Below are 24,865 nucleotides of genomic sequence, written 5' to 3' on the forward strand. Positions count from 1 at the left end.
AAAATATGGGATATACCAATAAAGATATATCCCATTAAAAACATTTAATGTGTATTCCCTACGTTGGCATTATCCAAATCAGGTTAAGGGTCGAAGTTGCATTTAACTTCCTCTCAGCCTACTTGCGTAAGCTCCCCTAATATTAAGTTTATCTAATAATATTTTGTAATATCTATATCATTATATAACATATAATGAATAATGTCTTCTTTAATAACAAAAACCATATTAATAATTGAACAATATGGTTTTTTTCTCATTAATGAGAATTTTTAAAATCATATATTAAATTATCAGTAGCATTATCAATAACAACTGCTATTTGTTCACCCTCTGTTCCTAAACTTTTAAGTTTAAAGATTATATTTTCTTGATAAGCTTTAAATTTTGATAATGTATCATTTAATATTAATGTAGACTTACTTTCTTCACTTCTGATAAAATCATTCCAAAATACAAGAGGTGTACTTAAGCTCTGAAGTAAATTGTATGCTAAATTTATCTCTGCTTTTAAATTATAGTGTTTAGTATATCCTAATAATACCAACATTCCTTTTGCAATTTGTAATATACTACTGTCTAAATCTTTATCACATAAAATAAGTTCAATAATGTCAGTTAAACTATTTATAGCAAAACTTTTATGTGGTTCTGGCAATTCAGATATTAGTGATGTGGAAAAGTTATATATTATTTTTACAAATGAGCATTCATTAGTCTCTTTTCTAAGACGACCATTACCATCCAACATTATATTAGCTTTATGATAATATAATGGATTTTTTTGAAAGGATGTATTTATATATATTTTCTCTTCATTTACAGAATTAAGAAGACAATTTACATAATCATACTTAGCGCTAATAGATAACACTTTATCTTTATTGGCATTTATTTCATTATAATATCTGTTGATAAATTCATTTGAAAAACCTTGTCCATCAAAAGATATGCATCTATTTACTTTATCTGATAAAAGTGCAACATATTTAGCTTTATTACCACCTTTTGAATGACCTGTTACTGTAATGTTTTTATATTTAAGATTATTTATATAATTTAATGCTCTTATTTGTTCGGGTGTATCAGACATATAAGCTCCTTCACCATTATCACTCCACTCTTCTATAGTCTTAGTGCCCCTAAATACAACAAAAACATGATTATCATGCTTATCAACAAAGCAAGCAGCTTTCACTCCAGTATTATCAACTTCTATATTTTCGATCTTTAAGTTATTTAGTTTATCATTTTCTTGTATTTGCTTTAAAACTACTAACCATTCACTCTTCTTTACAACTTCTTTGCATTCACGTCTAGTTAAAATTGCTTTATTTAAGTTAGTCTTATATAACATAGATTTAACAAGTTTACCAACAGTATTCTCATTAAATACATTTAATTTAAGATATATTAAATTAGATAATAGTAATAATTCACTATTATTTAAATCAGACATGTTTATCCTCCATAAAAAGTCATTAAAAATATTATCATAATTTTAATATATTAATTACTAGTATAAATAACACACTTAATTTAAGTAATAATACTAATTTTCTAAATAAAAAAATATTACTGAAAATTAAAATCTCCAGTAATATTTTAATAGTAATCTATTTATAATATAACTACTGCTTTAATAAAGTCTTTTGGCTTGTCCTTCATTAATAAAAGAGCATCTTCTATATGTTCAAAACCATTATATACATGTGTAACTAATTTACTTAAATCAACACGATTATATATTACTAGATCTCTTAACATTTCTGCTCTAAGACGTCCGCCTGGGCAAAGACCTCCTCTTATAGTCTTATGAGCCATTCCACATCCCCAATCAACACGTGGTATTGGTAAAGTATCTCCACTTCCATGATAGTTAACATTTGAAACTACTCCACCAGGTTTAAGCATAGATATAGCTTGTCCTAATGTTTCAGGGCCACCGCCTGCCATAATGACACGATCAACACCTTTTCCATTAGTTAAATTCATGATTTGTTTAACTATATCACCATTTTTATAGTTTACAATATCTGTTGCTCCATAAAATTTAGCAGTTTCCACACAAATTGGTCTACTTCCTACACCAATAATTCTACCTGCTCCACGTAATTTAGAACCTGCTATACTCATTAATCCAACTGCTCCAATTCCTATTACTACAACACTAGAGCCCATTTTTATATCAGCTAATTCTGCACCATGAAAACCAGTAGTCATCATATCTGTTATCATAACAGCACTTTCTAAAGATATTTCTGATGGTAAAAGTGCTAAATTCATATCTGCATCATTCACATGAAAATATTCTGCAAAAACTCCATCTTTAAAGTTTGAAAATTTCCATCCAGCAAGCATACCATTTGAATGTTGTTGAAAACCAGCCTGAACTTCTAAAGATCTCCAGTCTGGAGTTGTACAAGGTACTATAACCCTATCTCCAACTTTGAATTCATTAACTTCACTTCCAATTTCAACAATTTCTCCCACAGCTTCATGACCTAAAATCATATTATGTCTATTTCCGAGTGCACCTTCAAAAACAGTATGAATATCTGATGTACATGGTGACACAGCTAATGGACGTACAATTGCATCATATGGACCTGCAACTGGCCTTTCCTTTTCAATCCATCCAACCTTATTAATGCCCAACATTGCAAAACCTTTCATAACTAAATCCCTCCTAGTTTAATTTTCACTAAAATGCGGTTTAAAAATACCATTTATAACTGCAAAAATATATTTATAATTCATTTTAGGTTTTATCATAATATATTATCAGCAATGATCATGCCAATTTTAATTTTAAAATTTCCTTAATCATAAGTTTTCTGTAAAAACTTATGTATCATGCCATTATTCTAATAAATATCTTTTAAACTTAAAGTTTATGCTGTATTCTATAAAATTTAAAGTAAAAAAAGTGTTGTAAAATACAACATTTTTTAAATAAATACTGTTGTATTTTGCAACACTGTTGTTTTTTTATACAATATAAAAATATATATTATAATTTGCTTTTCAGTAATTTTAATATATACATTAATTTTATCTAAACTTAATATTATATTTTTTGATTTTTGCATATAATGTGCTTCTATTTATACCTAAAATTTTGCAGGATTTAGTAATATTCCCCTTACAATTATTTAAGCAAACTCTTATTGCTCTTTCTTCTAATTCTTCTAATGAGAACATATCATATTGTAAATCTATATTGCTACAATTAGACTCTTCTTTAACTGGTTTTTTATTTTCAAAACTAAAAGAAGTATTTCCATCCATATTTATAATATTCTCAATACAATTTTCTAATTCTCTAATATTTCCTGGCCAATCATAATTTAATAGATTATTATATAGATTTTTGTCAATTGTTGGAATACATTTTTCTAATTTAATAGATTTTATTTCCACCTATTCTAGTAATACATCCTTCTTGCAAGACCCGTAAAAGATTTATCTGCATATCTAATGGCATTTCTCCTATTTCATCTAAAAATAGTGTTCCTCCATTTGCAAGTTCAAATTTCCCTGCGCATCCTCCTCTTTTAGCTCCAGTAAAAGCTCCTTCTTCATATCCAAATAACTCACTCTCTATTAAGCTTTTAGGTATTGCTCCACAATTTATTGCAACAAAACTACAGTCTCTTCTATTACTATTATTGTGAATAGATTGAGCTATAAGTTCTTTTCCTGTTCCGCTTTCTCCTTGAATGAGTACTGTAGAAGGACTATTAGCTATATTTTTCGCTTGTTCTTTTAACTTTAGGATTTGCTCACTTTTGCCAATTATATCATTAAACGTGTATTGGGCTGTTCTACCTGTATACTTATTAACTAAATTATATACATTTTTCATATCTTTAAATATACATACAATACCACTTATATTTCTTTCTTTATCTTTTATTGGATATACATTCAAATTAAACCTTTTCTTTTTATTCGAATATGTAATTTCTATATTTTCATATGCTCTTCCACTTTTAAGATGATCAAATATTTCTTCCCAATTATCTAAAATAGAATCTACATTCTTATTTATAACATCTTTTTCTTTTATATTTAACATATCACATGCACTGTTGTTTATAGCTTTCACTATACCTTCTATGTCTACAGCAAAAATCCCTAAATTTAACGAATTCATAACTTTATTTAAATATTGATGTGCTTTAAATAACTCTTTTTGAGTCTTTTCAACCTTCAATTGATTTTCAATTGATTTTACAGCTGCCACTACAAGTCCTAAAGTATGAGGGTGGGCTAATTGACGTCGACCAGTTAAATTTAAACAGCCAATTATATCTTTTTTTTCATTATGAATAACGGCAGAAGAGCATGTCCAAATGTGAAAAGCTTTTATAAAATGTTCTTCGCCCAGAATCTGAATTGAGGAATTTTCATAAAGGGCAGTTCCTATACCATTAGTTCCGGCACTTCTTTCACTCATATCTGTTCCTTCTATAATTCCAACTTTAATCTGATCTATTATTATATCTTCATCACCTATAATAGTAAGAACAACTCCATTTTTATCTGTAAGATATAATGAGAATCCTGATCCTCTTAAAAAGTCATAAAGTATTTCCATAAATGGTCTAGCTATATTTATTAACTCACAGTTTTTTCTTATCAATATATTAAGTTCTTTATTTTTAAGTATTCTTGAAGGATTATGAATATTGTTTCCCACGCCATATTTAATACACCTTTCATGTGATCTATTTAATATTTCTTGGTATGTATTTTCTTCAAACATTTAATCTTACCTCCACACTATTGATTTATAATATATTATCTATTTTTATAAATTTTAGCTTACATACATATTGTAACTCAATAATAATATTTCATCCAATAAATAGCATATCCACTTTTTAAAATTAAATTTAATCTTAGTAAAACTTATTTTAACTAGATATATAAATAAAAGTTGTTTTAAGGCAAGAACTCTTCAGATGTGTTAATTAACCCAAATGATTAAGATATATCTAAAAAATCTTATAAGTTGATAAATACTAATTTTCTAAACTGCAAAAAGAGCAAACATTTTACCAATGTTTGCTCTTTCCCAGTAACTGATTTTTAAGTTGTCCGCCAACTGGGTACGCCGTACGTCGTACATTGCTTCAGGGATTTTTACGTTGCCCATCACAACTGCATACCTATTTCTGATATGCTCCTCTGCCGGATTTAAGTGTCAGTTCACTTAAGATAAATTGTTTAACCTTTATCTTGAGTTCATTATACAGCAGCTTGTAATTGATTACAATACTTTTTTAAAAAATTTAAATTAAATTTTTATTATTCTATATTATGTCCTGTATGATAAATACAATTTCTAATTTTTGATGGTGTTGCAGGACTATTGTATATTATTTCAACACTTTCTCTTGCGGCATCAATACACACTTGATTTACACCTTCTATTTTTATTAATGCATTCTTAACTTGCGTTTTCATGTTAGAATTTGATAAACCTTGAATAATATAATGTTCTCTTTCCATACTAATCTCTCCTTACTATAAAAGTACTTATAAAAATAGTATGTACATAAAATATTAATTATATTTACTTGTATATAATTTAATTTTGATTCAATGCCAAATAAATTTATATCTAATCATTTTCATTATATATTTATCTTATTTTACTGTTTTATTCTATAATTCTATAAAATAAAAGGACTAAGTAGTCTTCCTTAATCCTTCATTTTAATCAAACTTATTACACTTTGAGTTGTTTAATAGAATTTTTCTAGGTTTGGGGCATTAAGACAGTTTATCTAAAAAATTTTTTAAAATATTTGCTGTAATTCCCCATATAACATAGTCTTTATATTTATAAAAAAGTGAAATATATTTACCTTCTTTAAATCTATAATCTTTTCCATTAAAAATTAAATCGTATGGGAAATCATCAGATCTAGTAACAGTTAATTTACCCATTGATTTTAATGGATTATATGAAAGTAAATATTGAAGAGGTATATAAAATACATGATCTACTTCACTTTCATTTATAGACAATTTATTAATATTATTTACTATTCCTAGAAAAGTATGAATTATCATTCCATCATGCCTTATAGTAAGATCTAATTCATTTATTATTTTAATGTCTTTAATTCCTAGTTCCTCATAAAATTCTCTAATACCTGCTTCTTTTGGTGTTTCATTATTATCTATTCTGCCACCTGGAAAACATATGTCTCCTGGTTGAGCATTTAATTTTTTTGATCTTAATTCAAATAATATATGTACTTCTCCATCTATTTCTACTAAAGGTATTATTACAGAAGCTCTCTTGTCTTTTTCCCATCCATTTATATAAGGGCTTAATTTTTCAATTCTATTTATTATTTTATTTATATTCATATTTATTCTCCATTTTTAATATTAGTTTTAAGAAAAACAATTATATTTTAATTATATGCAATTAATTCTAATTACATAAATTTAAAACAAAAATAATTTTATGCTAAGATTTATTTTAAACTATAGTATAAAAGTAATATATTTATATCTATTTTATATCTATAATTTTTTCTTATCAATAACAAAATAAAAGCATGGATAAAACTCAATTTATTAAGATCCATGCTTTTGAAATAAGTTGGATAAAATTATATTTAACTTATTACAACTTTAGTTGCTTCGGGAATATTATCCCAGATCCATTTTGCATTTATTTTATTTAGCCTAATACAACCATCAGATAAAGCCTTTCCTAATCTTCCATCTCTAATCGATCCATCTAAATTATATATTATAGAGTGAAATAAATAGTTTCCCTTAAATTGTGTATAATACCAACACTTATACCCCTTATTCACTCCAAAATATAAGCCTTTCACTCCAATTGTAAAAGTTCCGGTAGGAGTAGGTGTTTCTTTTTTACCAATTGTACATAAATAACTATGAACTATTTTCCATTTTCCTTTACTTCCATTAAATATATTTACTTTGAAATTTTTTAAATCTACCCATATAAAATATTGAGTTTTACTTGAAAAGTTATTTAGATTAACATAGTTAGTAACAATAGTTTCATAATTTGCTCCTGCACCATCAATAAAATTCTTCCTATTGTATATTAAAAGTTTATTAAAAAAATCCTTCATTACGATTATCCTTAACAATTATTCTTAAAATAGTATATGAATGATTTAAAAAATGTATAAAGCCTAATTAATCTTAATTATTTTTATTTACAGCTTTGTTTTGATAGTTTTATCTGTTTTTTTAAATAATTTTTTGTTATTTTAGAAGTGTATACTTTTAATTTTAAAGCTTTAGATATCTCTATTTTATATTTTTTATTTTTAATACATTGCTTTAATTCTTTTATTGTATGACATTCATTTTCAAAGCACGTCTTTACAGTACCAAGTTGTACCGGATAATGACTATCACTTCCTGTTACATAGGGTATATTTAAAATTTTTGATAAATTTGCTACTTCATTCTCTACAATCTCAAGACCTCTTTTATAAATATCTTTTGTATTTAAATCTAGTGCATCCAATCTTTCTAAATACTTTTTAGGATGTAAGTATAATTTGTGATTTTCTCTATAAGGATGGCTGCCTATAATTAAGCATTCATATTTTTCACCTAAATCTAGTAGTTTTCCAAACGGAATAAAATTATTTTTTTTAACATGAGGTTCAAGAGCAGTTCTAATTTTTAATATAGAATCTCTGTTTCCTGATACTATGACATGACCGCCATATCTTATATCTACTTCCATACCAATAAAAACTGAAAACCCATTAACAATATATCTATCTCCATCATATTCATAGTTATTTTCTAAATAAGAGTATGAAGACATTAGATCAACTGCATTAAAATGTTCACATAAAATAAATCCATCCAAGCCATTTTCTTTTGCATATTCTATTCCTAACAAAAATAATTCAGGATCAAAATTAAGTTTTTTACTAAGAATACCATGTACATGGAAATCTATATTCATGATTTATCTCCTTAATTTAGTACTTAAATACAGTTATTTAAATTAATACTATAATACATGAATATGTATTAAATTAATTATTGTCACACCATATTTTATGAAAACATAAAGTGACTATAGAAGGTTTATACCCTCAACTCTAAATCCAATTTCTTTATTAGCTAGCCTATAGCTCTCTCTTATTATTTCTTCCTCACTAGCTTCATTTCCTAATAAACTATCTATTGTAAGTTGAGCTCTATTGCTAAAGTATTTATCCAAAAGATTTTTTTCTATATCTTCTTGTGTTCCTATAGAATGATCATCCAATATATGTTTAACATTAAATCCTTTATCTCTTAAAGCTCTTCCAACAAGTATACTCCTGTGGCATCTTATTGGGTCTTGCATAGCTCCAAGTAATACTATTCTATAACCTTTATTTATTCCATTCTTTAGTCTATCTATACCTTTGAGAAAAGAAGATTCATTAACTACTCTTTCGAAATCTGCATATCCTTCCCCAGTATAAGATATTTTTAAACTTCGATTAGCAGCGAATTCTTCTGCCATATAAATATATATAAATCCTGCTTGTGTTAAAGCTTTTTGTATTGTCTCTTTGTTAAATTGAACATTATACTTAGAGTATGGAATCCCTCTTATATCAACAACAGTATCAATATCATAATGCTTTAGCATATAAATTAATCTTTCTAAAGAGTAGTTAGAATGTCCTATTGTGTATATTTTCATATTATTCCTCCTTTATTTTTGAACAATTTGACTTTTATGATTTTTTAGTTTTTCTCGATAACCATTTTCAACTTATCAACATACTTTTTTCTATAATGCTTTTATTAAATTCATCACTTATTTTTTACTCAATAACTCATATTAATTACTAATATCTCATAACATTTTATACTAAAATATATTAAATATATATAAAAAGTAAAGTTATGTTATATGCGTACGATAATAAGTAAGTAGAATTTGTTAAGCTATTATAAAAGGATCTCTTTATTTTTTATATAACTTAACAGATCATTTAATTACATAGGGGGATTAATAATGAAAAATTTTAAAAAACTTATTACAGTACTTTTATCTACTTTAATGTTAGTGACTATGATAGCAGGATGTGGTAAAAAGACTGAAACACCAGAAAAATTTGCTGAAGCATTTCACCACTTAACAATTTATGGAGATACAAGTGCTCTAACATCTCTAGGCCTTAATGATGAGGAAGCAAACACATTAAACACACAACTTGAACAAACATTTAAGGATGCAATTAAAAATAATCTAAATTCTGCTGGCTTATCATTTACAGATGATAACATAAATAATATTTTTGAAGCTCAATTAAATGCTCAAAAAAGAACAACTTGTACTATAGAACCAGTATCAAGTGATGCTGAAACTGCAGTTGTAAAAATAAAAACAACTCATGTTGATATAGTAGGTCTTGATGAAAAAGCTGCTAATGATGCAATGACTGAAGTACAAAATATGAATATTACAGATAGAAAAACAGCATTAAATAAATTATCTGAACTTTATATTTCAAAGTTAATAGAAAACTGTACTGGTGCAGAACCATCATCAGACACTGTAGAAAATACATTTGCGTTTAAAAAAGTAACTGATGATAAAAATAGAAAAGTATGGGTTCCTGATAACCCTGTTACATTTGGAAATAAATTAGCAACTATGGTAACTCGATAATATAAAAAAATATTTAAGTGGATGAATTGGGGCTGCTGCATTTTTGCAACAGCCCCTTAACATTAAATAATTATTATTTTTTTAATTATTCCAACTAAAATTATATGATCCTCCACCTATTGGAACAGTATAAGAATGATTACTTCCATTTTCCCAAATTACTTTTCCATTGCTATCCTTCTTTATAGCTTTAAATTCATAATTATTACCTTCAGCAAGATTTACAGTTACTACTGCTTTTCCATCTTTATAATCAAATTGTGATGGATATAATCCAGTAGTCCAATCAGCCATTTCCCATCCATCTCCTGTTAAATATAAACTTTCTCCATTTCTTAAGTTAACATTATCTACTGTAAATGTTACAGGAACAGGTTTTTTTACAACAATATTTGCAAAAGAATCAAGTTCAGCTTTTACTGTACCATCATTATTAAAAAGATTTCCAAATCTTAAAAGAGTAAATCCTGAAAAATTATAATTATATAACATTTCAGCGCAATTTTCATATGATTGATTATTATCTTTAATATCTAATGCATTTTCTCCAAAGATTTTCATACCTTTTTCTTTAGCTAAATTTGCAACATTTATAATCAGGCTTTTTGGTTCTGAATAAAATGGATCTTTATATGCATCTGAATCATTCATCTCAAGGCATGTAAAAGTTAAATCAAGATTTGATTCTTTAAATTCATCGAGCAAAGAGCTATAATTATAATAACCTGCACAATACTCTGTAGAACGTGGCATGCTTGGACTATTAATAAGCCAATGTACACCAGATACTTTTGCTCCTATTCTAACATTAAAAATTGGGTCAAAGTTTTCATGTGCAATTGAAGCTATTTTATCCAAATGTTTTTCAAGAACTCCTTGATACCATTTTAAAAAGTCTTTTCCGTAAGTTGTCTTATAACCATTCTCAAAAAAGTTATCTCCATCAGTAGGAGGAGTTATTTCTTCAAAACTTGTTAAATTTGTATTCCAAGCATCATTAACAGAAGAAATAGTTGTATACTTATTTTTTATTGAATTTTGAAAATCTGATACAGCTGCATCACTATAGCATTGCAAATATCCACGTTCTGGATACTTCCAGTTTAATGCTATATTATAAGATGGAAATCTTAATTCACCTGAAGGACCACCAGAAAGGTAAACTTTAGTTATAATATCTTTATAGTCACTAAAGTTTGATGCAAATGAAGCATAAAGTTCATCATATTGCTTTTCAATTCCAGACCACCAAGGACTAAGAGATTCTTTATCCCAACGTCCTATTTCATCTTTAAATTGCATATTATCAACTGTATCTTGTGTCCATAACCATGAAGGTAGCGGTCTATATGCTGAATCATTTACATTGCTACCACATTCATGCGTAGATATAATAGGAACCCATTTTAATCCTGATTCACGAACAACATTTGCATATGTTTTATAATAATTCCAGTCAAATTGATTATCACCTTGACATTCAACATCACCCCACCATACATCTGTGGTAAGAGCGTATATCCCCTTATTTTTAAGAGTTATTAGTTGTTCTTTAAACTTGTCCCAATCATTTATCTTATCTAATGGAGCCATTACATAAGCTTTGTAATTTGTGTTAATAGATGATGCATAAATGCAAGTATTAGAAGATAAATTTAACGTAACCGTTATCATTAAAACTAATACAAATCCTAAAATTTTTTTTAATTTTTTATTCATAAATTTCATTTTTTATTTCCCCCTTTATTTTTATTTAACTCTTTAAAATCAGTATTTAAACTATTTATTATTTATACCCCCTTCCCTAGTTATCTATTGATACAAGCTATATTGAGTAAATTTTAAAAAATATACTGGTTTCATAATTAAAACAAGATCATTAGTATTTTCTTTATTTAAATGGTTATTTTATTAAAAGAATACGCTAATTAATATGTTATTTATTATAAAATATTAACATTATTTTGCATTAATTAAGAATATTAAGTTTAAGCTTTATGCAAACGTTTGCTTTGATAATTAAAAAAATATACTATAATGATTATTTTAATTTTAAGACATTATAATATGTAAAGATAAATTAATTACAAATATAATTAATACCTATTATGGTAATTTATTGAATAATATAATGATACCTAAAAATGTAATAAAATTCAAGAGATAATTATATTTAATGTTCATTTTATAGATTAATACCTTATTCTCTATCTTTAACAAGTTTTTCAAGCAAAAGTATCTAGTAGTTTCCCTCTCTTCATATAAAGTAACATTTTTGCTTATATTATATATCTAGGTACTAATAATATTATTTATAGATACTAAGACATTTATTATATAAATTCTAAATATGAAATTGTGATACCCGATAATATAGCGAACAAAAAAAGTGTTCGCCTTAATGCTAATTGATGTTTTTACCTTCTAGCAGTTCTTTAAAAACCATGTTATGTTCTATATCTTTACTCAAAGCTTGAATAACTCTTATAATATCATTTTCTGTTATTTTATTATTAGAATTTATAGAAATTCCAATTATGTATGCTTTAATTATTCTATAACTATTTTTTAATATATTAATGCTTTGTAGTAAATTCTGTCCTTTATTAAAAGGTATTAGATCTTTGAAAATCTGGTTTACCATATAATTTTCAAAAATATAACTATACTCTTTTATAAAATTAAAAATGTTATTGTGATCTTCTAAATATTCAGATACATCCTTCACTTTCAAAATACCATTTTTATATTCATTTACACACTTTTTAAGTTTAAAACTTCTTATATTATTTATAAGTGTTTCATCCGCTAACATAGTAAAAAATATATTGTTTTCTCTCAGTTCTACTCCATTTAAACAATAGTAATTCATTGATTCTTCATTAAACTCTTCTAAAAGTTCTTCCAAAGCATCATAATTATTAGAATTGTATAGTTTTTGTATTTTTTCATAAAACTCAGTAAGAATATTTAATCGTTCATTTATAGAAAAATCTCTTAATTGCATAATATTTATAGAAATTACTCTTATATCCCAAAAATATTGAAGAAGACTTTCTGTTCCATCGAATGATTCACTATCAATAATTCGTCTTATTTCTATGGTATCTTCATCAAGCTCCTCTTCTGATTCAATAAACTCCATTTTATCTTTATTTAAAAATGCTTTAAAACATATTTCTTCACATGAAGGTAATCCACTCTTTTCATATACACCATCTACAATATTAAACACTCTAGGATATCTTTTGCAAGTTATACAAAGATTCTCTTCTCCAATTTCTCCATGTATATCGCAAAGCATATTAGAATTTAAAAAAGGACATGTACTTTTATCTTTAAGTATCATAAATCCATGATTAAAAGTATCATGTTCATTTTTATCTTTAATAAACTTTCCTTGTACTAAATCTTTAAGTTTCCCTTCACTGTTAATGTATTTATTATATGTATCTAAATCTATATTTATATCCCATCCTGCACAACATGTATCTGTACACTTTGGACCTATACATTTAAAATCATATATATATTTAGGTATAAAAGTATTTACTTTCATAATTAACTCCAATCTTTTACGTGAAATTTTAAGCGATTTATATTATAGCATATATCAAATTCATATATGTTGTTTTACAAATAATTATTTTATATTTTATTTAAGGTAATCTCAATACTTTCATTTAGGCAATTTAGCTTTTTTATTTGCTATAATTATAAATCTAATATCATTAAGCACTTATTATTACAATATAATAATATAAATAATAATTCTTAGGAGTTAAATATGAATGATAAATGATAAACGTCAATGTAATTTATACTTTGATCCAAATCCAGAAAACTACTTAATCGAATATAGAGGCAATTTTAAAGAAAAAATAGATAAAATCTCATATGCCTGTGGAGATATAATTAATGAAACTCTTGGAGTTATAGCAGTAAATTCTTCTGATTTACCTCGACTTTTAAAAGATGTATCTGAAATTATATTTGTAGATTTTAGAGCTATGTTTGTATTGCAAGATATTTCTCCAAATTCTGTTGATAATATAAATGTTATTAAAATTAATCCGTATTTAAATTTAACTGGAAAAAACGTATTAGTTGGAATAGTTGACACAGGTATAGATTATTTAAATGAAGAATTTATTAGAGAAGATGGTACTTCAAGAATTATTAATATTTGGGATCAAAGCATTAGAGAAAAGTCCAATATTGATAATTCTTTATATATTGGTGAAAGTTATTCAAATGAGCAAATAAATAATGCAATTAATGCTTATAAAAATAATGAAGATCCATATAAAATTGTTCCTTCAAAAGATGAAATTGGGCATGGAACAAAAGTTGCTGGAATTATTGGTGCTAAAGGATATAATTCTAAATTTAAAGGAATAGCTGAAAATAGTGACTTTGTTGTTGTAAAATTATTTGAATCAACAAATTTTAAAAAAACATTAGTTGAAAATAGAATTAGTCCTATTCCCGTTTATAATGCATCAGAAGTTTTATATGCAATAGAATATCTAAAAAATTTTGCTCTACGAGTAAAAAAGCCAATGGTAATATACTTAGGTGTTGGAAGTACTGAAGGTAGCCATGATGGTATGAATTTAATTTCTAGATATGTATCGTCTATTTCAAGTATAAGAGGTATAGTTATAGTGACTGGTGTAGGAAATGAAGGCGACTCTCAATGCCATACATCTGGTTATATTAAAAATGTAAATGATGTGAAAACAGTTGAATTAAAGATATCTAAAGAACTTAAATATTTTTCATTTAAAATATGGGTACAAAAACCTAATAGAGCTTCTTTAACTATAATTTCTCCAACTGGAGAATCCTCTAAATTAATTAAATCAAAAATAGGTAAATCTCAAAAATTTAATTTTGTTTTTGTAAATACTACTGTAAATATTGACTACTATACTCCTGAATATTATACAGGTCATGAGGTTATCGATATCAGTTTTAATGCTATAAAACCCGGAATATGGAAATTCGAATTATTAGGAGAGTATATTACTAATGGAAGATTTGATATTTGGCTTCAACCTAAAATTACTTTGCCAGAAAATACAATATTTCTCGAACCAAATCCTCTTAATACATTAACAATACCAAGTACAGCTTTTAATACTGTTACTACATCTTACTACGGCAATGATAATGCTTTAATTGCTGCTTCAGGAAAAGGATTTAATACAAATAATGCAATTAATCCTGATGTTGCTACTATAGGAATAAATATTTTAACAACTCAAGTTTCTGGTGGCACTTCCTTGCTATCTGGAAGTTCTGCAGCTACTGCAATAGTAGCTGGTGTTTGTGCACTTTTATTAGAATGGGCAATTATAAATAAAAATGATCCAGCTATATATTCAAAAAAAGTTAGAAGTTATTTAATGCATGGAGCATATAGAAATAAGATATTTACATTTCCAAATGAAGAAACTGGTTATGGTGATTTAGATTTATTAGGAATTTTTAATTTTATTGGTGGATCATATAGAAACTCTATTAATACATTTGTTCGTAGATCATATAGGGACTCTATTAATACATATGATGAATTCATCGAATATTATGTAGATGATTTGTTTATACGAATTCCAAAAGATATTATAGGAGGTAAACTATGAAAAGGCAATTTAATATTCCTAGAAATATTTTTAATGATACAAATAATGATAATTATATTATTCAATATCAAGGTGATATTATGGGCGAAATTTCTAAAGAACCTAATTATTATGTATTATTAATTAATGATAAATATGCAATAATATCTGTACCCAAAGACACAGAGCTAACTGATATACTGTCAAAATTTCCTTCCATTGTATATGTAAAACCTGCTGAAATGTATACACTTCAATCTATTTCTCCACTTGAAGCCTCTCAAGCTAATTTTTTACAGATAGATTTACCTTTAAATTTAACAGGAAAAGGTGTTAATATCGGTATTATAGATACAGGAATTGATTATTTATGTGAAGAATTTATGGATTCAAATGGAAAAACAAGAATTGAGTGTATATGGGATCAAACAATAAATAATGATACTGATAGTGACCGTATACCTTTTGGTAGCATTTATTTAAAAGATAAAATAGATGAAGCTATTAAAGCATCTATAAATGGAAAATCACCATATGAAATAGTACCAACAAAAGATGATATAGGTCATGGTACAAATATGGCTGGACTAATTGGAGGAACTGGTAAAAATCCAAATCTAAAAGGTGTAGTACCATCGTCTGATTTTGTAGTGGTAAAATTAGTAGAGGATTATTCATTTAAAGAACAATTTAATGTAAATATACCTGTATTTAATATAACTTCTATCTTTGCAGCCTTAGAATTTTTATATAAATATTCTTTACGTGTTTCTAAACCAATAGTTATATATCTTCCTCTTGGAAGTAACTTAGGAAGTCATACTGGAAATGATATTTTAGAAAAATATTTAGAAACACTATCATCCAATAGTGGGATTGCAGTTGTTACGGGAACTGGAAACGAGAGAAACAAAAAAAATCATACTAGTAATGTATTGTCTTATACTAACTATATAAAAGCAATTGAAATGGATGTATCCCCTGAAGAAAAAAATCTTTGGGTTGAGATTTGGACAGAGTCTCCAAATGTAGTTTCTTTAGATATAGTTTCCCCATCTGGAGAAAATACAGGTACAATGCCTCCTTTGATTAATTCTACTGAACTTTATACATTTATATTTGAAAAAACGTCAATAAAAGTTAATTACTATTTGCCAGAAGAATTCACTGGTGATGAATTAATACGTATTAGATTTTATAACATACAACCAGGACTATGGAAACTTAGATTAATTGGAAACTATATTTTAGATGGAAAAGTTAATGCGTGGATGCCTCAAGAAGGTATTAAACATAAAGATACAGGATTTAGTTGGGCTGATCCTTATGGAACCATTACCAATCCAGGAACTTCTGAATATTTAATTACTGCTGCTGCTTACAATCAAAATAATAATAATATGGTAGATTATTCCGGTGTAGCATTTATGGAAAATTTTCAAAATAAAATAGATGTTGTTGCTGGTGGAGTAAATGCTTTAACTGTGGCACCAAATAATCAAACTGCAATTGTTAACGGGACAAGTGTATCAGCTGCTATATTAGCTGGAACTTGCGCTATGCTGTTTGAATGGGGAATTATTAATGGTAATTATCCTTATATGTATTCTCAAAGTATAAAAACTTTTCTTGCAAGAGGTACTACTAAAAGAATTGGTGATATTTATCCTAACCCTCAATGGGGATATGGAATTTTAAACATAGTAACTATGTTTCAAAATATGACATAATATATAACTTAAGATTATGTCATTAATAATAATAAATGGTACTATTAATTACAGTCTTTTAAATTATTAACTAATCTCACATTTTAAAATTATAAGCTAATTCATAGTAAGAAGTACCTAGAAATAGATTTAAATTATTTCTAGGTACTTTCTGTTAATATATTATCAGATATTTCTATGAATTATCTTAATTTTTTAATATTGTGTTATTCTAATTTATATCTTTTTTTATATTGAGATGAATTCTTTTCTTATTTCTGAATCTAGCAGTTCCTTTTTAACTAACCATAATTTTAGATATAAAAAGTCACCTATATACGTATTATAGGTGACTTTTAATTAATCTATAAAATTTTACTCCAATAACTCTTAGCTTCTTCTTCAAATTTTTTAAGCCTAGTATAATAATCTGGAAATTCTATTAAATGAGCCAATGCTATTTTACCTGTTAAAATTGGATCATTGTTAGTAACATTTGCATTGGGAAATCTTGTGCCATGTTCTAACTCTACATTTATGCCCATTGTAAATTCCTCTAAATTAAATTTTTCTCTTGAAAAGTCAATTTTCAAAGCATTAGCTATTTGTTTTGCTTCATCCACATTGAATGATATTTTATTAACATCTCCTCGAAATTTTAATATAGTCCAATGATTATGTCTCACAAATATACCTCAATCTTATAATTAATTACAACTATATATTATGAAATTAGTTTTATAATGTTACTTAAGTTCTCTTCCACAATGAGGACAATATTTGAAATTTCGTTCTAAATTAACATTACAATATGAGCATTTTTTTGTTGCAAAATTGGTTTTAGTACCTTCATAGCTACTACTTTGCAAATCCCAATAAGTTATTGATATATCTTCATTTCTTTCAATAGCCTTACCTTTTTCTTTTGAAATATCATAAATAGTATTGCAATTATCGCATACTAAATAATAACTTTCATTCCATTTAAAAAGAGGAATAAAGAAAAAATGAAAAAATTCAAAGTTCTTAATTAATGTTGCAGTAACATTTTTGTTACACTTTTCACAACTTATATTTTCTAGTTTTTTTATTTCCTTATCTTTATTTTCTATACCGAACACACCTATAAAAAACATGTTTTTCACACCCTTCATTTGAATGTATACTAGTTATTTCTTTAAAACTTATTTAACAAATTTATTATAATTTTTTATCTATTTTGTATTATTAGGTGAATCAATTAACATTCCACTTTCATTTAAATAATATCAATCAATAGTAATATTTGAAGCCATTGTTCCGTCTTCATTTAGGTAATACCAATTAGCTTGATCTTTAACCCAGCCAGTTCTCATTTTCCCATCATCCCCCAAATAATACCATTCATCATTATATTCAAACCATCCTAGTATGTTTTGACCATTTTCATAATAATACATATAGCCACTTTTTTCTTTCCAACCATTAACAAAAATATTTTTTAAATTAAAGTTTTTAGAATTTACAAATTTATATTGTACTTTAAATAAAATCATAGCACCAAAAAATGATATACAAATAACTAATACCCCCACCTATAATAGATGGTTTATCAACTTTCATTATCATCTCTTCCTAAGTATTATATAAATAACCCTATTTATATAATATCAAAATCAAGAACTTAGTGTATATATTTTCATTGATTTATATTAAAAATAGAATAGTTTACAAATAATTATGGAATATACACAATATTAGGTTTATTTGAGTTACTACTTTTAGAAACTATTGATTTAATATTAAATACATTTTTTATTATATTCATTATTTGAATTATTAATTAATTATTTATAATTTTTATTACACTTTTTAAATTTATTATATTTGTCTAGTACATCTTTATTATCCTCAAAAAACATATTCAGCATCTTTATATTTTCTACAGTTTCGCTGCTTATCACGTGTTCTATTAATTCAGTTTCTATAAGTACTTCATCTTTTCCACCTAGATATTTTAAAAATTTTTCTATTATTATATGTCTATCTAAAAGATATTTGCCCAAAGTTATACCATTTTCAGTAAGTTCAATTACTCCATACTTTTCATAATTTATAAGTGCTAAATCTCCTAGTTTTTTCATCATTTTAGATGCTGATGAATCCCTTACATTTAACATTTGTGCAATCTTATTTAATCTAATTGAACTTTCTTCAAGACTGCATCTATATATCATTTCTAAGTAATCTTCCATAGCAGGTGTAAGTAATTTTCTAGTTGAATTTATATTTTCATATCCCCTTACTGTATGAAAATTTTCTTTCATTTTATCACCACCAATATTTATTTATATATTTTTACTTTATGTGTGTCACTTTAGAATTATTTCTCATATCTTAGTTTAGAGAAAGATTTTTAGCCTTAAGAAACACTCTTTCTCTAAACTAAAAACATTATATAAAAGGAGATATACAAATTATGAATGATAATTCTTTAAGTAATACAATTTCACTTAACAAACTACCCTTAGGGAATAAATGTAAAGTAAGCAAATTGGATGCTGATGGAGTAATTAGACGAAGATTTTTAGATCTTGGATTAATAACGGGTACAGAAGTTGAATCTTTAGGACAAAGTCCATCTGGAGATCCTATTGCATATTTAATAAGAGGAGCTGTTATAGCTATTAGATCTGAAGATGCTTCTAAAATTTTAGTGGAAACACTTTAATATTAAGCTTATTTATGTCTAATCCATTAATTTTATAAATAAAATTTTAAGTAATGTATAAAGGAGCTTTTTAATGGGATTAACTAACCAGTCTACTGGCACTAATGCTTTAGATAAAGATTTAAACATTATTAGAACCTCTAAAGATGATAAAGTAATTGCACTTGCTGGTAATCCTAATGTTGGAAAGAGTACAGTTTTTAATAATTTAACTGGATTAAATCAGCATACAGGTAACTGGCCTGGTAAAACAGTAACTAATGCTACAGGCAAATACACTCATAAGAAAAAAGAATTCACCTTAGTTGATATTCCAGGCACATATTCTCTTATGGCTAATTCAGTTGAAGAAGAAGTTGCTAGAGATTTTATATGCTTTGGAAATCCTGATGCTACTGTGGTTATTGTTGATGCTACATGCCTTGAAAGAAACTTAAATCTAGTATTGCAAACACTTGAGATAACTGAAAATGTTTTAGTTTGTGTTAATTTAATGAATGAAGCTAAACGAAAAGGTATAGTGATAAATTTAGAAAAGCTTTCGTCTTTATTAGGTGTTCCAGTAGTAGGCACAAGTGCAAACATTGGCAAAGGACTGCAAGAATTAAAAGATGAAATTTATAATTTATCTTTTAATAGTGTAGAGAAAAACATTATAAGTATTAAATATAGTTCATTTATAGAAGATGCTATATTATTAATTGAAAAAGTATTTCCAGATAAATTAAAATCTAAACTAAATACTAGGTGGCTTTCTTTAAAGCTATTAGAGGGTGATTTAACATTATTGTCTTCAATAGATAATTATATTGGATTTAAATTACTAGATGATACTAGTATTGCGAAGGCTATTTATAATGCTAAAGAATATTTAAAAATTAATGGATTAGATGAAAATATGCTTAGAGATGAAATTGTAACAACATTAGTATGTATTGCTGAAAAAGTAAGTAAAGATGTAGTAGCTTTTAGCCTTGAAAAATATAATGATTTTGATAGGAAAATAGATAAAGTTTTAACTTCTAAAAAATTTGGTATTCCTATAATGATATTACTTTTAGCAGTAATATTTTGGATAACCATAACTGGAGCTAATGTTCCATCTGAAATTCTAGCTACTGGATTATTTTGGATTCAAGATAAACTTTCAGCATTCCTATTTTCTTTAGGGGCTCCTGTGTGGTTAGAGGGTGTATTAATTCAAGGCGTATACAGAACTCTTGCTTGGGTTGTTTCTGTAATGTTACCTCCTATGGCAATATTTTTTCCACTCTTTACTTTGCTTGAAGACTTAGGCTACTTACCTAGGATTGCTTATAATTTAGATAATTTCTTTAAAAAATCATGTGCTTGTGGAAAACAAGCTCTTACAATGTGTATGGGATTTGGTTGTAATGCAGCAGGCATAATTGGTTGTAGAATAATAGATTCTCCAAGAGAACGATTAATTGCTATTATTACAAATAACTTTGTACCTTGCAATGGACGATTTCCTACTTTAATTGCTATTATTACAATGTTTTTTGCTGGTATGTTTGTAGGACCATTTCAATCAATAGCATCTACTCTAATCTTAACTTGTGTAATACTTTTAGGGGTATTTATGACACTTACAATTTCTAAAATATTATCAAAAACTATTTTGAAGGGAATTCCTTCTTCATTTACTTTAGAATTACCTCCTTATCGTAAACCACAAGTTGGTAAGATCATAGTTAGATCAATTTTTGATAGAACCTTATTCGTTCTTGGAAGAGCTATAGTTGTTGCAGCGCCAGCTGGTTTGGTTATATGGTTAATGGCGAACTTAAATGTTAATGGACTTAGTATATTAACTCACTGTGCTAATTTTCTTAATCCATTTGCTCATCTTATAGGATTGGATGGATATATACTTATGGCTTTTATATTAGGATTTCCTGCCAATGAAATTGTAATTCCAATAATCATTATGAGTTATATGGCTGCAGGAAGCATGTTAGAATTAAGTAGTACAGCACAGCTTCATAGCTTGCTTGTTGAAAATGGGTGGACTTGGCTTACTGCCGTATGTGTAATGCTTTTTTCTTTAATGCATTGGCCTTGTAGTACCACATGTTTAACAATAAAGAAAGAAACTCAAAGTTTAAAATGGACAGCTATTTCATTTTTAGTTCCAACTATTACTGGAATTACTATATGTTTTATAGTTACATCAATAGTTAGAATTCTCGGGCTTGCTTAGAATAAACAAATATAAACTATTAATTCTATAAACAAAAAGAAAGTGATAATCCTTATAATATCACTTTCTTTTTGTTTAAGGTTTAATATAAAAATATACTTTAAACTTTACTAAATATTTTATATTACTATGTGTCTTGATAACATATATAATCATTTTCTTACACATGTTAACATTTTCATACAAATATTTTATTTGATTAATTATAAATATGATATAATAGTATGTATTTTATAATTTGGTAAATAAAACTACAAAAAACAAAAGAGAGGAAGGATTTTCAATGAAAAGTATAAAAACAAAAATATTAATACCAATTTTTTTAATTTCAATATTTTTCTTAAGTTTTATGTTTATTGAATTTACTCAAATAAAAAGTAACTTAAGTTTAGTTAATGAAATGGAATCTACTTATTTTACTACAGCATTAAAAGCAGATGAATTAAAACTTAATGTAGTACAAGTTCAGCAATGGCTTACTGATATAAGTGCTACAAGAGCTGCTGAAGGTTTTGATGATGGATTTGACGAAGCTGAGAAGTATGCTAAAAATATTGAGTTACTTATAGATGATCTTAAAAAACTAAATTCTAATAATATACAAGAAATTGAAGAGATAAAGAAAGACTTTAAACCATATTATGAAGTAGGCAAGGTAATGGCTAGTGCATATATTACTGGTGGTCCTAATGAAGGAAATAACTATATGGAAAGTTTTGATACAACTGCTGAATCTATAAATAATAAAGTTGATAAATTTAAAGACACTTCATATAACAATGTACAAGTATCAATTAAAAATATACAAAAGTCAATTCAACAAACATTAATATTGATAGCAGTTGCAGTTATTATTTTAATAGTTATAATAGTATTTTCATCTATATATATAACTAAAAATATTGTTAATCCAATAAATAAGATATTAGCTAAATTAAAATTAATGGCTAATAACAGTGGAGATTTAACTCAAAACATTGATTTTGTTAGTAATGATGAAATTGGTGAATTAGCTAAAAATTTTAATTTAATGCAAAATTCTTTTAGGAATATAATAAAGATCATTATGGAAGAATCTAATAACGTTGAAATTAAAGTAAAAGAAACCAATTCAGATATTAACACTTTATCTACTTTAATAGAAGATGTTTATGCAACTACAGAACAACTAGCTAGTGGCATTGAAGAAACTTCAGCTTCTACAGAAGAAATTAATGCTGTTGTTACTGAAATTAATTCAAATATTGAATCAATTGCGATAAAAGCTAAAGATGAAGCTAGTGATTCATTATTAATCAAAGAAAGAGCAAATAAACTAAAAATGATAGCTATATCGTCTAAAGAAATAGCTGAAAAGATTAATATACAAACTCAGCAAAAGGTCTTAGATGCTATTGAAAAATCTAAAGAAGTCGAAAAGATTAATGTATTATCAGAATCTATTCTACAAATAACTTCTCAAACTAATCTTTTAGCCTTAAATGCAGCCATTGAAGCTGCACGTGCTGGAGAAGCTGGAAAAGGTTTTTCAGTAGTAGCTGAAGAAATACGAAAACTTGCTGAAGACTCAAAAAGTACAGCATCAGAAATTAAAAATATTAATGATGTAATTATAAATGCAGTAGAAAACTTAGCTAATACTTCAAAAGAAATACTAGAATTTATAAACACCAATGTTATAAACGATTATGAAATGATTGTTAAAACTGGTGAACAATACAGTGAAGATGCAATAAAAATTAATAATATTACAACGGATTTTAGTAATATATCTAATAAAATAACTATTTCTATGAATGAGGTAGTTAAATCAATGGATGATATAAGTGCGTCTAGTACAGAATTAGCTAGTGGTACAAATAGTATTACTGAAAATATGCATATCATTTCTGATAATTCAGACACTGTAGTTAAAACAGTTAAAGATGTTACCACTAATACTAATAGATTAATTGAAACTGTTAGTAATTTTAAAATCTAAATATATAAAAAAGATATATCAAAATGTTATTAATAACAAATTTGATATATCTTTTTTATACTTTATTTTATTAATAAAATTCCTAATATATATAATAGATAAACATGTACGGGATAATATACATAAAATAAGTATTTCATTCCTTTACCCTTTTGACCATTATATAATAACATAAGTGGTAATGCTCCTATCATGATCCATTGATAATTAATTAAAAAGCTATTGCTTAAACTATAATCTCCATTAGCTCCGGATACAAATATAAATGCAGTGAATACTGTATATAAGATACTTAAAGCCACCTTTTTGCCTCTACATGAATATAATATTATTCCTAAAACTATCCAAGCAATTCCACCTTCTACTAAAAATGGTGTAGGTACAAAAATCATAGCTATTCGCATTAAAATCATAGGTAAAAAATCAAAAGTCAATAAAATTATTATGCCTATTAGTAGTGGCCCAATAATTAATGCTAAACCATAAAACATAAATTTAGATTCTTTTTCCACTCTATATCTTTTTATAAATTCTATTCCTTGCAAAAATATTGTAATTAAAAACATTGTTGCAAATATGTTATTCATTATAGCAATTTCACTGGGATGTGGCATAATCTTTTGAATAAGAGTATTTCCTAGTATCATAATGACAGACCAAATATATAATCTTCCAATATATTTTTTTCTATCATGAGTATGATAAAATCCTTCTACAACCATAAATATAAATAGTGGTGCTACTATTCTACCTAGCCAATGAAACCATACAGGAATATTCATTGAATAAGGCATAAATTCTCCTATATGATCAAATGTCATTAATATAAGTGCCAATATTTTGATAGTAAATCCATCAATTCCTTTTTTTATATCTTCCATAAATAATTCTCCTAATCTTTTTTAATTTAC

20 protein-coding genes, 1 pseudogene and 1 riboswitch are annotated in these 24,865 nt (G+C 26.3%); of the genes and pseudogenes, 6 read left to right on the forward strand and 15 right to left on the reverse strand.

Annotated elements, in window-relative coordinates:
- Positions 1-37 precede the first annotated feature (37 nt).
- Positions 38-148, reverse strand: a riboswitch (TPP riboswitch).
- Between the two features lie 111 nt (positions 149-259).
- The 8 genes and pseudogenes from NG901_RS03045 to NG901_RS03085 all read right to left on the reverse strand — a co-directional run bounded on the left by NG901_RS03045 (position 260) and on the right by NG901_RS03085 (position 8,728).
- A complete protein-coding gene (locus NG901_RS03045; protein ID WP_252212276.1) occupies positions 260-1,459 on the reverse strand; it encodes an Mbeg1-like protein in 1,200 nt (399 codons plus the stop codon).
- A gap of 161 nt (positions 1,460-1,620) precedes the next feature.
- On the reverse strand, positions 1,621-2,676 hold the full coding sequence (locus NG901_RS03050; protein ID WP_252212277.1) for an NAD(P)-dependent alcohol dehydrogenase: 1,056 nt from the start codon (positions 2,674-2,676) through the stop codon (positions 1,621-1,623).
- Positions 2,677-3,054: 378 nt separating this feature from the next.
- Positions 3,055-4,771 (reverse strand): annotated as a pseudogene (locus tag NG901_RS17075) (sigma-54-dependent Fis family transcriptional regulator).
- A gap of 545 nt (positions 4,772-5,316) precedes the next feature.
- Positions 5,317-5,520 (reverse strand): heavy-metal-associated domain-containing protein, encoded by a 204-nt coding sequence (locus tag NG901_RS03065; protein WP_252212278.1) that lies wholly within the window; start codon positions 5,518-5,520, stop codon positions 5,317-5,319.
- A 264-nt stretch (positions 5,521-5,784) separates the two neighbouring features.
- Positions 5,785-6,390: an NUDIX hydrolase gene (locus NG901_RS03070; protein WP_252212279.1), complete on the reverse strand. Its 606-nt coding sequence runs from the start codon at positions 6,388-6,390 to the stop codon at positions 5,785-5,787.
- Between the two features lie 254 nt (positions 6,391-6,644).
- Entirely contained in the window at positions 6,645-7,136 is a 492-nt protein-coding gene (locus NG901_RS03075; RefSeq protein WP_252212280.1) for a L,D-transpeptidase, read from the reverse strand.
- 83 nt (positions 7,137-7,219) lie between these two features.
- Positions 7,220-7,993 carry a PHP-associated domain-containing protein gene (locus NG901_RS03080; RefSeq protein ID WP_252212281.1) on the reverse strand — a complete coding sequence of 258 codons (774 nt, stop codon included), beginning with the start codon at positions 7,991-7,993 and terminating at the stop codon, positions 7,220-7,222.
- Between the two features lie 114 nt (positions 7,994-8,107).
- Positions 8,108-8,728 carry a DUF488 domain-containing protein gene (locus NG901_RS03085; RefSeq protein ID WP_252212282.1) on the reverse strand — a complete coding sequence of 207 codons (621 nt, stop codon included), beginning with the start codon at positions 8,726-8,728 and terminating at the stop codon, positions 8,108-8,110.
- Positions 8,729-9,046: 318 nt separating this feature from the next.
- Between NG901_RS03085 and NG901_RS03090 the strand changes: the two genes are divergently transcribed.
- The gene (locus NG901_RS03090; protein ID WP_252212283.1) at positions 9,047-9,703 is read left to right on the forward strand and encodes a DUF5105 domain-containing protein; all 657 of its coding nucleotides are present in this window, start codon (positions 9,047-9,049) and stop codon (positions 9,701-9,703) included.
- Between the two features lie 81 nt (positions 9,704-9,784).
- Here the strand turns inward: NG901_RS03090 and NG901_RS03095 are convergent, their stop codons facing one another.
- Together NG901_RS03095 and fliB are read right to left on the reverse strand one after the other, a co-directional pair.
- Complete coding sequence (locus NG901_RS03095) at positions 9,785-11,431, reverse strand: family 14 glycosylhydrolase (protein ID WP_252212284.1); 1,647 nt, start codon at positions 11,429-11,431, stop codon at positions 9,785-9,787.
- 676 nt (positions 11,432-12,107) lie between these two features.
- Positions 12,108-13,262: a flagellin lysine-N-methylase gene (fliB, locus tag NG901_RS03100; RefSeq protein ID WP_252212285.1), complete on the reverse strand. Its 1,155-nt coding sequence runs from the start codon at positions 13,260-13,262 to the stop codon at positions 12,108-12,110.
- 232 nt (positions 13,263-13,494) lie between these two features.
- Here fliB and NG901_RS03105 point away from each other — a divergent pair, with 232 nt between their 5' ends.
- Complete coding sequence (locus tag NG901_RS03105) at positions 13,495-15,351, forward strand: S8 family peptidase (protein ID WP_286673933.1); 1,857 nt, start codon at positions 13,495-13,497, stop codon at positions 15,349-15,351.
- On the forward strand, positions 15,348-17,060 hold the full coding sequence (locus NG901_RS03110; protein WP_252212286.1) for a S8 family peptidase: 1,713 nt from the start codon (positions 15,348-15,350) through the stop codon (positions 17,058-17,060). The genes NG901_RS03105 and NG901_RS03110 overlap by 4 nt, the downstream gene beginning before the upstream one ends.
- A 344-nt stretch (positions 17,061-17,404) precedes the next feature.
- Here the strand turns inward: NG901_RS03110 and NG901_RS03115 are convergent, their stop codons facing one another.
- The 4 genes from NG901_RS03115 to NG901_RS03130 all read right to left on the reverse strand — a co-directional run bounded on the left by NG901_RS03115 (position 17,405) and on the right by NG901_RS03130 (position 19,345).
- Positions 17,405-17,725: a DUF5661 family protein gene (locus NG901_RS03115; protein WP_252212287.1), complete on the reverse strand. Its 321-nt coding sequence runs from the start codon at positions 17,723-17,725 to the stop codon at positions 17,405-17,407.
- Positions 17,726-17,785: 60 nt separating this feature from the next.
- Entirely contained in the window at positions 17,786-18,175 is a 390-nt protein-coding gene (locus tag NG901_RS03120; protein WP_252212288.1) for a zinc-ribbon domain-containing protein, read from the reverse strand.
- 132 nt (positions 18,176-18,307) lie between these two features.
- Entirely contained in the window at positions 18,308-18,613 is a 306-nt protein-coding gene (locus tag NG901_RS17225; protein WP_353847530.1) for a hypothetical protein, read from the reverse strand.
- 252 nt (positions 18,614-18,865) lie between these two features.
- Positions 18,866-19,345 (reverse strand): metal-dependent transcriptional regulator, encoded by a 480-nt coding sequence (locus NG901_RS03130; RefSeq protein WP_252212289.1) that lies wholly within the window; start codon positions 19,343-19,345, stop codon positions 18,866-18,868.
- A 152-nt stretch (positions 19,346-19,497) separates the two neighbouring features.
- Between NG901_RS03130 and NG901_RS03135 the strand changes: the two genes are divergently transcribed.
- From NG901_RS03135 to NG901_RS03145, 3 genes are all read left to right on the forward strand, one after another.
- Complete coding sequence (locus tag NG901_RS03135; RefSeq protein WP_252212290.1) at positions 19,498-19,749, forward strand: FeoA family protein; 252 nt, start codon at positions 19,498-19,500, stop codon at positions 19,747-19,749.
- A gap of 73 nt (positions 19,750-19,822) precedes the next feature.
- Entirely contained in the window at positions 19,823-21,973 is a 2,151-nt protein-coding gene (gene feoB / locus NG901_RS03140) for a ferrous iron transport protein B (RefSeq protein WP_252212291.1), read from the forward strand.
- Between the two features lie 283 nt (positions 21,974-22,256).
- Positions 22,257-23,954: a methyl-accepting chemotaxis protein gene (locus NG901_RS03145; protein WP_252212292.1), complete on the forward strand. Its 1,698-nt coding sequence runs from the start codon at positions 22,257-22,259 to the stop codon at positions 23,952-23,954.
- 62 nt (positions 23,955-24,016) lie between these two features.
- Here NG901_RS03145 and NG901_RS03150 read toward each other — a convergent pair whose 3' ends face one another.
- Positions 24,017-24,835, reverse strand: a complete 819-nt coding sequence (locus NG901_RS03150; protein ID WP_252212293.1) for a TraX family protein — start codon at positions 24,833-24,835, stop codon at positions 24,017-24,019.
- Positions 24,836-24,865: the final 30 nt, after the last annotated feature.

The organism is Clostridium sp. CMCC3677 (assembly GCF_023845585.1).
Lineage (GTDB): Bacteria > Bacillota > Clostridia > Clostridiales > Clostridiaceae > Clostridium > Clostridium aquiflavi.